The organism is Parasphingopyxis algicola, from assembly GCF_013378075.1.
Classification (GTDB): Bacteria; Pseudomonadota; Alphaproteobacteria; order Sphingomonadales; family Sphingomonadaceae; genus Parasphingopyxis; species Parasphingopyxis algicola.
Genome location: NZ_CP051131.1, coordinates 2960446 through 2974928 on the forward strand (window position 1 = coordinate 2960446; position 14483 = coordinate 2974928).

Here is a 14483-nt window from a genome sequence, read left to right on the forward strand (position 1 = left end):
AATCTCGGGCCATATGCGGTTTCCTTGACCGCCTGAGATCCCAGCCTTCGCTGGGATGACGGGAGAAAAAAAAGTGATCAACGCCACCGAGCCAACCGCCATCGAAACGGCCCGGGCGATCGCCAGGGGCGAAACCAGCGCCGTCGCCGAATGCGAAGCCGCCATCGCCCGGATCGAGGAGCGCGACGCGGATATCAACGCGGTCGTCGTCCGCGATTTCGATCGGGCGTTGGAAGCGGCGCGCGCGGCGGATGCGATGCATGCGGCGGGGGAAGCGAAGCCGCTGCTCGGTGTGCCGATGACGATCAAGGAGTCGCACGATATCGCCGGACTGCCGACGACCTGGGGTCTGGAAAGCGCGAAGAATTTTATCGCGCAGAAGGACTCGCTCGTCGTTCAACGTCTGAAATCCGCCGGCGCGGTGTTCCTCGGCAAGACCAACGTGCCGCCGATGCTGGCCGACTGGCAATCCGACAATCCGATCTATGGGCGCACCAGCAATCCGCATGACCGGTCGCGGGTGGTCGGCGGCTCGTCGGGCGGGTCGGCGGCGGCGCTGGCGGCGGGCATGGTGCCGCTCGAATATGGCTCGGACATTGGCGGATCGATCCGCATCCCGGCCCATTATTGCGGCGTCTACGGGCTGAAGCCGAGTTACGGCGCGGTCCCGCTCGAAGGCCATTATTTCCCCGGAACCGACGGCGCGGACGTGCCGCTTTCGGTCACCGGTCCGCTCGCGCGATCGGCAGAGGATCTGGCGCTCGCGCTCAACCTGACCTCCGACATTGCCTTGCCGGGCGCACCGTCGCGCGCGCTGGAGGATTATCGGCTGCTTGTCGTCACCGAGACCGATCTTGCCGTCGCCGATGACGCAATCGTCGCGGCGGTCGAACGGGCGGCGAACCGCTGCGAACAGGCCGGCGCGACGGTGTCGCGCGCGAGCGACCTGCTGCCCGATCTCGCGGCGCTGCACGGCCAGTATCTGCACATGCTGCTGACGGTCCTTGCGGTGCGCGATCCCGCATCCGACTATCCGCTCCCCGATCTGAAGGGCTGGTGCGACATGCTCGACCAGCAGGCGCGCGCCCGGCGCCAGTATCGCGCCCTGTTCGAGCAGTTCGATGCGATACTCTGCCCCAATGCGGGCAATACGGCCTTCGCGCATTCGCCGGTGCCGATGGCGGACCGCAAACTGCCGATCAACGGCGAGGAGGTCGAATTCGGCCGGCAGTTCGGCTGGGTCAGCATCGCGACCTATCCGGGGCTTCCCGCGACCAGCGCGCCGATCGGCGAGGATGGGGACGGGCTGCCGATCGGGCTCCAGATCGTCGGGGATTTCCATGCTGATCATACGGTCGTGGAACTGGCGCGGCTGATCGGAGGGCTCGGTTAGGTTTGTTGGTCAGACTCTCACATGCGTTCGAGCGCCGCACCGGCCCGCTCCCCCACCCGGCCTCCCACTCAGGGTATTCTATGGGAGGCCGGGTGGGGGAGCGGACCGGTGGGGCGATTTCCCGATAGGGAAATTCTGACAAACCGAAAACCAGTCCGGGCGCTTCAACGCATGCAGCGCCCTTGCCATAGCCCGCCAGCTATGCTTGACGTTAACGGAAACCAGCCGCGCGGAGCGGCCAGCGAAAGAGGATGGCAATGGCAGGGTTGAGCGACGAACAGGTGATGCTGCGCGATATGGCGCGCGAATGGTCGGACAAGGAAAACCCGGTCGGTGCGTTCCGCAAGATGCGCGATACGGGGCATGACGAGGGCTATGACCCGGCGGTCTATTCCCAAATGGCCGAGATGGGCTGGACCGGCATCGTTATTTCCGAGGAACATGGCGGCAGCGGCTTCGGCTTTACCGGCCTCGGCCTCGTGCTCGAGGAACTGGGCCGCAACGTCGCCGCCGCGCCGCTCGCGGCGTCATCGGCGGCCGCGGTTGCGATCATGCTGGGCGGCTCGGACGAGCAGAAAACCAAATATCTGCCCAAGATCGCCAGCGGCGAACTCGTCGCGACGCTGGCGATCGACGAGGGCGCGCATCACGATCCCGACAAGATCGAGACCGCGGTCGAAGGCGGCAAGCTCAACGGCACGAAAGCGTTCGTGGCCGAGGGCGACAGCGCCGGACTGTTCGTCGTGGCCGCGCAAGACGGTCTCTATCTGGTCGATGGCGATGCCGAGGGCGTGTCGCGGTCGAACCGCAAGATCGTCGATTCGCGCAGCCATGCCGAGATCAAGTTGAAGGATGTGGCGGTCGGCAATGATTCGCGGCTCGCCGAAGGCGGCGACGATCTGCGCGACAAGGTGCTGGATTGCGCGCGCGTCATCGCCTCTGCCGAAATGCTGGGCATAGCGGTCCAGGCCTTTGCGACGACCAATGACTATCTCAAGACCCGCGTCCAGTTCGGCCAGGTGCTCTCCAGCTTCCAGGCGCTCCAGCATCGCATGGCCGAAATGTTCGGCGATATCGAGATGATGCGCTCGGCGGTCGAAGCGGCGCTGACGTCGCTCGACAGCGATATCGGCAGCGCGGCGCAGACCGTCGCCATCGCCAAGGCGACGGCGAACGATGTGGTCCATCGCATTACCCGCGAGATGATCCAGCTCCATGGCGGCATCGGGATGACCGACGAGCATGACGCCGGCTTCTATTTCAAACGCGCGCGCGTGCTCGAGAACCAGTGGGGCAATTCGGGCTTCCATCGCGAGCGGTTCGCCCGGTTCAACGGCTATTGATCGGCGCGCCGCCTCCCCGCCGGACGTGACCGGCGACCGGCCCGATACGCGCCGGGCGGAGGCGGAATATGAGCACTTCGTCGAGGACAATCTCCGCCGCAATTACATAGCGCATTTCGCGCATGGCATGCTCGGGATGACGGGCTTCCGCATCCTCATGGCGCCGACTTTCCTGCCGGCCTATCTGTTCGCGCTGACCGGATCGAACGCGCTGGTCGGTGTCGGGCAGGCGCTGCTTCAGGCGGGCGCGGCGGTCTCGCCGGTGATGAGCGCGTCCAATATCGAGCATCGCAAGCGGGTCATGCCGGTGGCGCTGTGGATCGGCATCGCGATGCGCGTGCAGATACTCGGCATGGCGCTGGCCGGCTATTTCCTCACCGGCTCGCCGCTGCTGCTCGCGACGTTCCTGTTCCTGTTCCTGCTCGGCTTTTTCCAGGGGCAGCAGCGGGTCGTGTTCCAGATGCTGCTGTCCAAGGTCATCCCGATCGCGCGGCGCGGGCGGCTCCAGGCTTATCGCAATGTCGCGGGCGCGGGGATCGCGGCTTTGCTCTCCTATTTCGCCGGCGCCTGGTTCATCGAACAGGATGTGCTCGGCAACGGCTATGCGACGACCTTCCTGCTTTCCTTCGTCCTGACCAGTCTCGGCCTGTACGTCCTTTACCGCTTCGTGCGCGAGCCCGAGCCGCCGACCGTGCGCCCGCAAATGCCGATGCGCGAGCGGCTGCGCGATATTCCCGAGCTGCTGTCGGATCGCGACTATCGCTGGTTCCTGATCGCCCAGCTGTTCGCTGTCGCGGCACGCATCTCCATGCCCTTCTACATTCTCTACGCCGCCGATGTGATGGAGCTGAGCGGCGCGGCGATCGGGTTGCTGACCGTCGCCTTTCTCGGCGCGGATACGGTTTCCAACCTGCTCTGGGGGCATCTGGGCGACCGGTTCGGCTATCGGCTGACGATGATCCTCGCGCTGCTCGTCTGGCTCGCCGCGCTGGCGCTACTGCTCGGCGCGAACGGGCCGGTGCCGATCTTCATCGCCTTTTTCGGGATCGGCGCGTCGCTCTCCGGCTATATGATGAGCGCGACGACGATCGTCCTCGAATTCGGCAGCCGCGAGGACCTGCCGATGCGGCTGGCCTTCTCGACCTCCGCCGAAACGACGATGGCCGCGCTCGGGCCGCTGTTGGGCGGCGTGATCGCGGCGGCGTTCGGCTATGTCCCGCTCTTCTGGATTTCGATCGGGCTGATCCTTGTCGCGCTGGCGATCGTCCTGTTCCGCGTGCGCGAACCCAGAACGCGCAGCTGAGCGTCTATCAGGGCAGCTCCGCCTTGTCGAAACCGTCCCAGCAGCCGTCATAGTCGAGCTGCAAGAGCGGCGTATCCATCGCGAAACGCGTCGGGCGGATCGGCAGGCAGCTTTCGAACATGAAGGCCATGGTGCCGTCGATCTTCTGCGGTTTCAGGTCGGCGGCCATCGCGGCTTCGGTCGACGCCTTGTCGGGCCCGTGCGCGTTCATGCAATTGTGCAGCGACGCGCCGCCCGGCGCGAACCCGCCGGCCTTGGCGTCATATTCGCCATGCACCAACCCCATGAATTCGCTCATGATATTGCGGTGGAACCAGGGCGGGCGGAACGTGTCCTCGCCGACCAGCCAGCGCGGCGGGAAGATCACGAAATCGCAGTTCGCAACGCCGGAAGTTGGCGAAGGGGACGTGCATATAGTGAAAATCGAGGGGTCGGGATGGTCGAAGCTGATCGACCCGATCGTATTGAAGCGGGAAAGGTCGTATTTGACCGGCGCGAGATTGCCGTGCCAGGCGACGACGTCGAACGGCGAGTGATCGAGCGCCAACTTCCACAACCTTCCGGCGAACTTCTGGATCAGTTGCGTGGGCTCATCGCCATCCTCGTGCCACGCGACGGGGCTCAGGAAATCGCGCGCATTGGCGAGCCCGTTCGAGCCGATCGGCCCGAGATCGGGAAGGCGGAACGGCGCCCCGTAATTCTCGCAGACATAGCCGCGCGCCGCGCCGTCCGGCAGATCGATGCGAAACCGCACGCCGCGCGGCAGAATCGCGATCTCGTTCGGCGCGACATCGAGCCGCCCCATCTCGGTCGCGATGCGCAGGCGCCCTTGCTGCGGCACGACCAGCATCTCGCCGTCGGCGTTGAAAAAGGCGCGGCCCTCCATCGACCTGTTCGCCGCATAGAGATGGACCGCGATTCCCGCCTGGGACGCGGCATCGCCGTTGCCCGCCCAGGTGACGAGCCCGTCGACCCAGTCGAGCTCGGCCTCGGGCATCGCCATAGGATCCCAGCGCAGCCGGTTGGGTTCGAAATCCGCGCCCGATATCGGCGCGGTCTCGATCCGCTCGCCGCCGCCATAGGGTTCGAACCGGCCATGCATCGCACTCGGCCGCATCCGGTAAAGCCAGCTGCGCCGGTTGTGATCGCGCGGCACGGTAAAGGCCGTTCCCGAAAGCTGCTCGGCATACAGGCCGAAAGCGGGGCGCTGCGGGCTGTTGCGGCCTTCCGGCAACGCGCCCGCGACCGCCTCGGTCGCGAACTCGTTGCCGAAGCCGGATTGATATTGAAGGTCGGTCATTCTCATCATCTCCTACCCCTCCCTTTCAAGGGAGGGGCAAGGGGTGGGATATGAGGAAGGCGGCTCGATGCCGCTTTTCTCATTGGTGAGCCAAGCAGCTGCCCCACCCCAACCCCTCCCCTGAAGAGGAGGGGCTTTCAGTTACGCCTCTTCCTTGGCCGGGATCACGCCGCGGTTCATCTGGTCGAGCTCGATCGACTCGAACAATGCCTTGAAATTGCCCTCGCCGAAGCCGTCATTGCCCTTGCGCTGGATGATCTCGAAGAAGATCGGGCCGACCATATTCTCGGTGAAAATCTGGAGCAGCAGGCCGCCGCCGGTTTCCGGCGCGCCGTCGATCAGGATTTTGCGCTTGCGCATCTCCTCGACATTATGGCCATGACCCGGAAGCCGCTTGTCGAGCAGGTCGTAATAGGTGTCGGGCGTGTCCTGGAAGCGCACGCCGCGGTCGCGCAGCGCATCGACGGTGGCGAAGATGTCTTCGGTCGAGAGTGCGATGTGCTGGATGCCTTCGCCTTTGTAATCGCGGATGAACTCCTCGATCTGGCTATGCTCGTCCTGGCTCTCGTTCAAGGGAATGCGGATCTTGTCGTCGGGCGCGGTCATCGCGCGGCTGAACAGCCCGGTCGACTGGCCCTCGATGTCGAAATAGCGGATCTCGCGGAAATTGAAGATGCGCTCATAATATTCGGACCAGACATCCATCTGGCCGCGGCGCAGATTGTGGGTCAGATGGTCGAGCGTATGCAGGCCGACGCTGTTGTCGTCGCGCGATGCGCCTTCAACCGGTTCGAAATCGATATCGTAGATCGTCGCCGCGCCGGGCTTGTCGACCAGATAGAGATTGGCGCCGCCGATGCCTTCGATCGCCGGGATGTTGAGTTCCATCGGGCCAACCTTGCCCTCGACCGGCGTCGCGCCACGTTCGATGGCGAGTTCGAGCGCCTTGTGCGCATCGGCGACGCGGAACGCCATCGCGTTGGCCGACGGGCCGCGTTCCTCGCGGAACTTCGCGGCCTGGCCGTCGGGCTCCATGTTGAGGATGAAATTGATGTCGCCCTGCGTGTAGCGGCGGACATTCTTGCTCCGGTGATTGCCGATATGGGTGAAGCCCATCTTGACGAACAGATCGGCCAGCGCATCGGGATCGGGGCCGGTGAATTCGACGAATTCGAAGCCGTCCAGGCCCATAAGGTTTTCGGGTTTCTCGGTCATGTGACTATTCCTGTGAAGGCGAATGGGAGTGCGGGTTCGCCAGCCTTTTTGGGGCGTATAGCCCGCTGGCGTGGGGTGCGCGCAGCCCGTCGATACTGGGGCGCGCGAGCGGCTAGCGCGCTAGAGAGCGGCTGAGCCGGTGGACCGTCCAGTAAGCGTTGGAATAGCTAAGTCGGTTCATGGTGCGGACTATAGACGAAGAATCGCGCGTTGTCAGGGTTGGGGCGCGGCTCCCCGCATTTCGGCTCCAACGGTTCGGGGGACTGAGCAGCCGCAAAAATCAGGCGAAACGGTTGACGAGACGGTACACGCTCTCAGCCGAGAACATCGTTGTCGCGGAGCTTTGCGCATTCTTCGGCCGATAGGCCCAGCCGATCCTCGAGTACCGCGTCGGTATCCTGCCCCAGCGCGGGCGGCGGCGTCGCGTCGTCCATCGGTGACGCGCCCAGCCGCAGCGGACTGGCGACCTGCGGCACGCCGTCGATCGTGCGGCTCAGCCCGCGATGGACCGCCTGGGGTTCGGCGAACGCCTCTTCGATCGTGTTGATCGGGCCATAGGGGACGTTGGCGGCGATCAGCGCGGCGGTCCATTCGGCGGTGGTGCGCGCTTTCATCGCCGCGGCGAGCGGCGGGATCAGCGTGTCGCGATTTTCGACGCGCGCGCCGTTGGTGCAATAGCGCTCGTCTTCGGCCATATCGGCATGGCCGAGCAGCGCTGCGAAGCGCGCGAACTGGTTATCGTTGCCGACAGCGACGATAATCCAGCCATCGGCCGTCTCGAATGGCTGATAGGGCACCACATTGGGATGGGCATTGCCCGTGCGGACCGGCGCTTCGCCGGAAACCAGATAGTTGAGCGCCTGGTTGCCGAGCGAGGACAGCGCGACGTCGAACAGCGCGATATCGATATGCTGCCCTTCGCCCGTCCGCTCGCGCTGGTAGAGCGCGGCGAGTATTGCGGCGGCGGCGTTCATACCGGTCGTCAGATCGACCATCGCGACGCCCATGCGGCGCGGCGGGCCTTCGGCGTTCCCCGTGATCGACATGAAGCCGCTCATCGCCTGGATCATCAGGTCGTAACCGGGCTTGTCGGCATCGGGGCCGTCCTGACCGAAACCGGTGATCGAGCAATAGATAAGCTTCGGATTGATCGCCTTGAGACGCGGATAGTCGAGGCCGTATCTGGCGAGCCCGCCGCGCTTGAAATTCTCGACGACGATATCGCTCTCGGCAGCGAGATCGCGGATCAGCTGCTGCCCTTCGGCTTTGGCGATATCGATCGCGACCGATTTCTTGTTGCGATTGGCCGCGAGATAATAGCCGGCGGTGCGCTGCTCGCCGTTCCCGTGCCAGGGCGGGCCCCAGCCGCGCGTATCGTCGCCGAAGCCGGGCTTTTCGATCTTGATAATCTCCGCGCCGAGATCGCCGAGCATCTGCGTCGCCCAGGGGCCGGCGAGCACGCGCGACAGATCGAGGACGCGGACGTCGGACAGGGCTTTGGCGGTCATTTCGATCCTTCGTCATTGCGAGGAGGCCCGAGCCTTTCTCGGGCCGACGCGGCAATCCAGAGCGTTTTGCGCTTGGCCCTGGATTGCTTCGCTCCGCTCGCAATGACGGTGTCTGCAGCAAGGTTAGTCATTGAACAGGGCCGCGTTACGGTCGAACTATCCCGTGAACGCCTGAATACCGGTGATCGCGCGGCCGAGGATCAGCGCATGGATATCGTGCGTGCCCTCATAGGTGTTCACCGTTTCGAGATTCACCAGGTGGCGGATCACATGATATTCGTCGGCGATCCCGTTGCCGCCGTGCATGTCGCGGGCGTTGCGGGCGACATCGAGCGCCTTGCCGCAATTGTTGCGCTTGATCAGGCTGACCATTTCGGGCGCCCATGTGCCGTTGTCGATATTGCGGCCGACGGTCAGCGCGGCGTTGAGGCCGAGCGCGATTTCGGTCTGCATATTGGCGAGCTTGAGCTGGACGAGCTGGGTCGCGGCAAGCGGGCGGCCGAACTGTTTGCGCTCGAGCGTATAGCCGCGCGCCCGGTGCCAGCAATCTTCGGCGGCGCCCATCGCGCCCCAGGCGATGCCGTAACGCGCCTTGTTGAGGCAGCCGAACGGGCCGCCGAGGCCCTTGGCGTTCGGAAGGCGGTTTTCCTCGGGGACGAAGACCTCGTCCATCACGATCTCGCCGGTGATCGAGGCGCGCAGGCTCATCTTGCCCTCGATCTTGGGGAAGGAGAGGCCTTCCATGCCGCGTTCGAGTATGAAACCGCGGATCGCGCCCTCATCGTCCTTCGCCCAGACGACGGCCACGTCGGCGATCGGCGAATTGGTGATCCACATCTTCGCGCCGGTCAGCGAATAGCCGCCCTCGACCGATTTGGCGCGGGCCTTCATGCCGCCCGGGTCGGAGCCCGCATCGGGTTCGGTCAGGCCGAAACAGCCGACCATCTCGCCGGTCGCGAGCCCGGGCAGATATTTCTCGCGCTGCTCTTCGGTGCCATAGGCATGGATCGGATGCATGACGAGCGAGGACTGGACGCTCATCGCCGAACGGTATCCCGAATCCACGGCTTCGACGGCGCGGGCGACGAGGCCGTACGCGACATGGCTGACGCCGGCGCAGCCATAGCCGTCGATCGTGCAGCCGAGCAGGCCGAGTTCGCCGAGTTCGGTCATGATCTCGCGGTCGAACCGTTCCTCGCGAGTCGCGGTCAGCACGCGCGGCAGGAGCTTGTCCTGCGCATAGGTCCGCGCCGTCTCGTAGATCATCTTTTCTTCGTCGGTCAGCTGCTCCTCGAGCAGGAACGGATCGTCCCAGCGATAGGTGAAACCGGGCTTTTCGGTGGATTTGACGGGAGTTTCGATATTCACGGCAATGCGTCCTCGGATTGATGTGCGGCGGCATTAGCACAGTCGGTCCGCCGGCGCGACATACTGCGCGGCGCGCCGGAGTCACGCAAATGCGTGACCTGTGTCACATGCGGTTCATCGGAATTGCGCCATAAGGACCGTACCCGGACAGGGGCGCATAAGCGGTTTTGTTCGGCACAAGCCATCATGGGATGACCCGGTTTTATGCGACCCGGCCGGGCTTTCCATGGTGGCTTGACCATTTTATCGTCGGAATTTCCCTCTCGGGAAATCGCGGCACCGGCCCTCTCCCCCTAAACCAGCTCCACCGCCACCGCCGTCGCCTCGCCGCCGCCGATGCAGAGGCTCGCGACGCCGCGCTTGAGGCCGCGCTTTTCGAGCGCGTTGAGGAGCGTCGCCATGATCCGCGCCCCCGAGGCGCCGATCGGATGGCCGAGCGCGCAGGCGCCGCCGTTGACGTTGATCCTGTCGTGCGGGATGCCGAGCTCCTGCATCGCGATCATCGCGACGACCGCAAAGGCTTCGTTGACCTCGAACAGGTCGACATCGTCGACGGTCCAGCCGGCCTTGTCGAGCACCTTGCGGATCGCCGGGACCGGGGCGGAGGTGAACTTGCCCGGCTCCTGCGCATGGGCCGCATGGGCGACGATCCGCGCCTTGACCGGCATGCCTTTCTCGTTCGCAACGCTTTCGCGCGTCAGCACGAGCGCGGCGGCACCGTCGGAGATCGACGAGGCGTTGGCCGCCGTCACGGTGCCGTCCTTGGCGAAGGCGGGGCGCAGTGTCGGGATCTTGTCCGGCCGCGCGTTGCCGGGCTGCTCATCGGTGGCGACGGTTTCGCTGCCCTTGCGCGTCTTGACCTCTACGGGCACGACTTCGCCGTCGAACGCGCCGCTCTCGATCGCCGCATTGGCGCGCGCGAGGCTTTCGATCGCATAATCGTCCTGCCGCTCGCGGGTGAACTGATATTCCTGCGCGGCCTCCTCGGCGAAGCTGCCCATCAGCCGGCCTTCCTCATAGGCATCTTCGAGCCCGTCGAGGAACATCGAATCCTTGATCGCGTCATGGCCGATCCGCGCGCCGCCGCGATGCTTCTTGAGCAGATACGGCGCGTTGGTCATGCTCTCCATGCCGCCCGCGACGATGATGTCGGCGGTGCCGGCCTTGAGAGCGTCATGCGCCATGATCGCGGCCTGCATGCCGCTGCCGCACATCTTGTTGACGGTCGTCGCCTCGGTGGAGATGGGAAGGCCCGCGCCCATGCCGGCCTGGCGGGCCGGCGCCTGGCCGAGGCCCGCCGGCAGCACGCAGCCCATGAAAATCTGCTCGACATCCTCGCCATCGACGCCGGCCCGGTCGATTGCCGCCTCGACGGCAGTCGCACCGAGCGCCGGCGCTTCGACGGCGGAGAGGCTGCCCTGGAAACCGCCCATCGGCGTGCGGGCATAGGCGGAAATGACGATCGGATCGGTCATGGTCAGTGTCTTTCGTTCGAGGGTGAGAATGCCGCTTAATGCCCATTGCCACCGATTGAAATGGACACCGTCAGGGCCGAGCCTTCGAAGCCCGTCTCGCGGATCGAGAGGCGCCCTTCGACAAGCTCGGGGCTAACGGAACCAAAAAATTGCGCATCACCAAATTAGGCCTTCGACGAACGGCTTTCCAGAGCCGATGCCCAACCTTTCATATCCGCCGCTTTATGCTAGCTATCCGTCCGGAAATTGCTTTTCAGGGGAACATCATGTCGCGCGCCATCTTCCTTCCGTTCGCCGCCAGCGCCCTGGCGCTCGCTCTCGCCACCCCGGTGGCCGCGCGGGAAGAGGGCGGCGAAACGCCCGAATGGGATGTCTCGAACCCGCCGCTCCCGACCCGGCCGGTGAATATCGACGTCACCGAGGGCACCTGGATGAATGTCGATGTCAGCCCCGACGGCGGCAGAATCGCGTTCGACCTTCTGGGCGATATCTACACCATGCCGATTGCCGGCGGCGCGCCGACGCGGATCGCAAGCGGCCTTGCATGGGAAGTCCAGCCGCGCTTCTCGCCGGACGGGACGCGGATCGCCTTCACCTCGGATCGCGGCGGCGGCGACAATATCTGGATCATGGACGTGAGCGGCGCGAATAGGCGCCAGGTCACGAACGAGGATTTCCGCCTGCTCAACCAGCCCGACTGGTCGCCGGACGGGCAGTATATCGTCGCGCGCAAGCATTTCACGACGGGCCGGTCGCTCGGCACGGGCGAGGTCTGGCTCTACCATGTCTCGGGTGGCGGCGGCGTCCAGCTCGTCGAGCGGCCGAACGAGGATTTCCAGAAGGATCTGGGCGAACCGGTGTTCGCGCCCGACGGCGCGGGCGTCTATTTCAGTCGCAACACGACGCCCGGCAACCAGTTCATCTACGCCCAGGATTCGAACACGCAGCTGTTCGCGGTCGAACGGTACGACATGGAAAGCGGCGAGCGCGAGACGGTGGTCGACGGCGAAGGCGGCGCGCTCAATCCGCGCCCGTCGCCCGACGGTCGCTATATCGCCTTTGTCCGCCGCGACCGGACCCAGTCCCAGCTTTGGGTGAAGGATCTGCGCAGCGGCGAGGAGCGGGCGGTCTATACCGATCTGGATCGCGACATGCAGGAAACCTGGACCGTCTACGGTACCTATCCCCGGATGGACTGGACGCCCGACAGCCGGAGTCTCGTCTTCTGGGCCGGCGGAGAGATCCGCCGCGTCGATGTGACCGGCGGCCAGGCGCAGACGATCCCGTTCCGGGTGTCCGATACGCGCGATGTGATCGATCCGCCCCGGCCCGAGATCGAAGTTGCGCCGGCCGAGTTCACGACGCGCATGCCGCGTTTCGCGAGCGTTTCGCCCGACGGCCGGCAGGTCGTCTTCGAGAGTCTGGGCCGGCTCTATATCCGCAACACCGGCAGCGGATCGCCGCGCCGGCTGACGAGCCAGACCGACGCGTTCGAACTCTTCCCGAGCTGGTCGCGCGACGGGCGGCGGATCGCCTATGTCCGCTGGACGGACGAAGGGCTCGGTCAGGTTCGCGTGATGAACGCCAATGGCGGCGGCGACCGCGCGGTCACCAACGAGCCCGGTCATTATCGCAATCCGCGCTTCTCGCCCGATGGCGGCACTATCGTCTTCGAGAAAGGCGAGGGCGGGTTCTTGACCTCGGGCGACTGGTCGGAGCGGACCGGCATCTATCGCGTATCGGCCTCGGGCGGCGCGGCTGGCCGGGTGACCGAGACCGGCTCCAATCCGCATTTCGGCGCGAGCGGCGATCGGATTTTCCTGACCGTCAGCGAAGAGAACAAGCGGCGGCTGATCAGCGTCGACCTGTCGGGCAACGACCGGCGCGTCCATGCCTCGGGCGAAATGGTGACCGGTTACGAGGTGGCGCCCGACGGCGGCGCGCTGGCCTTTACCGAGAATTACAATGCGTTCGTCGTGCCGATGCTGCCGGGTACGCAGGACCTCGAGTTGAGCGCCGATGCGAGCGCGCTGCCGGTTGTCCGCGTGAGCGGCGACGGCGCGAGCTATATGAGCTGGAGCGATAATGGTGACCGGCTGCACTGGTCGCTGGGGCCGACGCTCTATTCGGTCGCCGCGAACACCGTCTTTCCAGGCGCGCCCGCCGCCGAGGGCGAAGAGCGGCCCGATTTCGTGCCGCCCGCGACGGGCGTTTCGCTCGCTGTCCCGGTCGAAGCGGCACGGGCGGACAGCCGCGTCGCGTTTACCGGCGCGCGGATCGTCACGATGCAAAGCGAGGATGGCGGGATCATCGAGAACGGGACGATCGTGGTGGACGGCAACCGGATCGCGGCGGTCGGCCCTGCGGATACGACCGCAATCCCCGCCGGCTACCAGGCGGTCGACGTCGCGGGCGCGACGATCATTCCGGGGCTCGTCGACGCCCATGCTCATGGCCCGCACGGGGTGGGCGATATCATTCCGCAGCAGAACTGGCACACGATCGCGCATCTCGCCTTCGGCGTGACGACGGTGCACGATCCGTCGAACACGGCGAGCCACGTTTTCCCGGCCGCCGAGATGCAGCGGGCCGGGCTGATCCTCGCGCCGCGCATCTTCTCGACGGCCGAGATCGTCTATGGCGCGCGGGCGCCGAGCCGCTATGCGCTGATCAACGATCTGGAGGATGCGCAGCAGCATGTCCGCCGCCTGCGGGTGCAGGGTGCGCACAGCATCAAGAATTACAACCAGCCGCGTCGCGAGCAGCGCCAGCAGGTCGTCGCCGCCGCGATCGAGCAGGATATCGCGGTCGTCGCCGAGGGCGGCTCGCTGTTCGGCATGGACATGGCGCTGATCGCCGACGGCAATACGACGCTCGAACATAATATCCCGCAGGCGGTGCTCTACGAGGACGTGCTGAGTTTCTTCGGCCAGACCGATGTCGGCTACACGCCGACCCTGGTGGTCACCTATTCGGGCCTTGCGGCCGATCCCTATTGGCGCGCGCATACCGATGTCTGGCGGCATCCGATCCTGTCGCGCCACGTCCCGCCGCGCCGGCTCCAGGCCAATTCGGTGCGCCGGCCGATCGCCCCCGAAGAGGATTATGTCGACGACGAGGCCGCCGCCGCCGCGCATGCGCTCGCTCAACGCGGCGTGCCGGTGTCGATCGGCGCGCACGGGCAGGAGGAAGGGCTGGCCGCCCATTGGGAGATGTGGAGCTTCGTGCGCGGCGGGATGAGCCCGCTCGAGGCGCTGCGCGCGGCGACCATCGTTCCCGCACAGGCGCTCGGTTTCGCGCGCGATATCGGCAGCCTCGAACCGGGCAAGCTCGCCGATCTCGTGATCCTCGACGCCGATCCGACCGCCGATATCCGGAACAGCGACGATATCCGCTATGTGATGATCGGCGGGCGGCTCTACGATCCGATGACGATGAACGAGACGATCACCGGCAATCGCACGCGCGATCCCTATTTCTGGGAATAATCCGGAGGTTAACCCTTTCGGATTACGACGAAACGACTCACAGTTGCGGCGCGCCGTTGCGATGCCATGGCTTCGCTCATTCGCGCGCAA

Annotated in this window: 9 protein-coding genes; 4 read left to right on the top strand and 5 right to left on the bottom strand. The window is 65.3% G+C overall.

Annotated elements, in window-relative coordinates; genetic code table 11:
• The first annotated feature begins 73 nt into the window (after positions 1-73).
• The 3 genes from HFP57_RS14645 (at position 74) to HFP57_RS14655 (ending at position 4039) form a co-directional block, all read left to right on the top strand.
• Positions 74-1393: an amidase family protein gene (locus HFP57_RS14645; protein ID WP_246263185.1), complete on the top strand. Its 1320-nt coding sequence runs from the start codon at positions 74-76 to the stop codon at positions 1391-1393.
• Positions 1394-1650: 257 nt separating this feature from the next.
• Entirely contained in the window at positions 1651-2736 is a 1086-nt protein-coding gene (locus HFP57_RS14650) for an acyl-CoA dehydrogenase family protein (RefSeq protein WP_176870473.1), read from the top strand.
• A 25-nt stretch (positions 2737-2761) separates the two neighbouring features.
• Entirely contained in the window at positions 2762-4039 is a 1278-nt protein-coding gene (locus tag HFP57_RS14655) for an MFS transporter (RefSeq protein ID WP_246263186.1), read from the top strand.
• 7 nt (positions 4040-4046) lie between these two features.
• On the opposite strand, the gene hmgA is transcribed toward HFP57_RS14655, so the two are convergent.
• From hmgA to HFP57_RS14680, 5 genes are all read right to left on the bottom strand, one after another.
• A complete protein-coding gene (hmgA, locus tag HFP57_RS14660; RefSeq protein WP_218135032.1) occupies positions 4047-5339 on the bottom strand; it encodes a homogentisate 1,2-dioxygenase in 1293 nt (430 codons plus the stop codon).
• 141 nt (positions 5340-5480) lie between these two features.
• Positions 5481-6554: a 4-hydroxyphenylpyruvate dioxygenase gene (hppD, locus tag HFP57_RS14665; RefSeq protein ID WP_176870476.1), complete on the bottom strand. Its 1074-nt coding sequence runs from the start codon at positions 6552-6554 to the stop codon at positions 5481-5483.
• Between the two features lie 314 nt (positions 6555-6868).
• Positions 6869-8062 carry a CaiB/BaiF CoA transferase family protein gene (locus HFP57_RS14670; protein WP_176870477.1) on the bottom strand — a complete coding sequence of 398 codons (1194 nt, stop codon included), beginning with the start codon at positions 8060-8062 and terminating at the stop codon, positions 6869-6871.
• A gap of 156 nt (positions 8063-8218) precedes the next feature.
• Positions 8219-9430 carry an acyl-CoA dehydrogenase gene (locus tag HFP57_RS14675; RefSeq protein WP_246263187.1) on the bottom strand — a complete coding sequence of 404 codons (1212 nt, stop codon included), beginning with the start codon at positions 9428-9430 and terminating at the stop codon, positions 8219-8221.
• A 293-nt stretch (positions 9431-9723) separates the two neighbouring features.
• A complete protein-coding gene (locus HFP57_RS14680) occupies positions 9724-10905 on the bottom strand; it encodes an acetyl-CoA C-acyltransferase (protein ID WP_176870478.1) in 1182 nt (393 codons plus the stop codon).
• 266 nt (positions 10906-11171) lie between these two features.
• Here HFP57_RS14680 and HFP57_RS14685 point away from each other — a divergent pair, with 266 nt between their 5' ends.
• Positions 11172-14393 carry an amidohydrolase family protein gene (locus tag HFP57_RS14685; RefSeq protein WP_176870479.1) on the top strand — a complete coding sequence of 1074 codons (3222 nt, stop codon included), beginning with the start codon at positions 11172-11174 and terminating at the stop codon, positions 14391-14393.
• Positions 14394-14483: the final 90 nt, after the last annotated feature.

Excerpts from the sequence above, each read along its gene's own strand:
- HFP57_RS14670 (WP_176870477.1), bottom strand. The coding sequence starts at position 8,062 with ATGACCGCCAAAGCCCTGTCCGACGTCCGCGTCCTCGATCTGTCGCGC.
- hmgA (WP_218135032.1), bottom strand. The coding sequence starts at position 5,339 with ATGACCGACCTTCAATATCAATCCGGCTTCGGCAACGAGTTCGCGACC.
- hppD (WP_176870476.1), bottom strand. The coding sequence starts at position 6,554 with ATGACCGAGAAACCCGAAAACCTTATGGGCCTGGACGGCTTCGAATTC.
- HFP57_RS14680 (WP_176870478.1), bottom strand. The coding sequence starts at position 10,905 with ATGACCGATCCGATCGTCATTTCCGCCTATGCCCGCACGCCGATGGGC.
- HFP57_RS14685 (WP_176870479.1), top strand. The coding sequence starts at position 11,172 with ATGTCGCGCGCCATCTTCCTTCCGTTCGCCGCCAGCGCCCTGGCGCTC.
- HFP57_RS14650 (WP_176870473.1), top strand. The coding sequence starts at position 1,651 with ATGGCAGGGTTGAGCGACGAACAGGTGATGCTGCGCGATATGGCGCGC.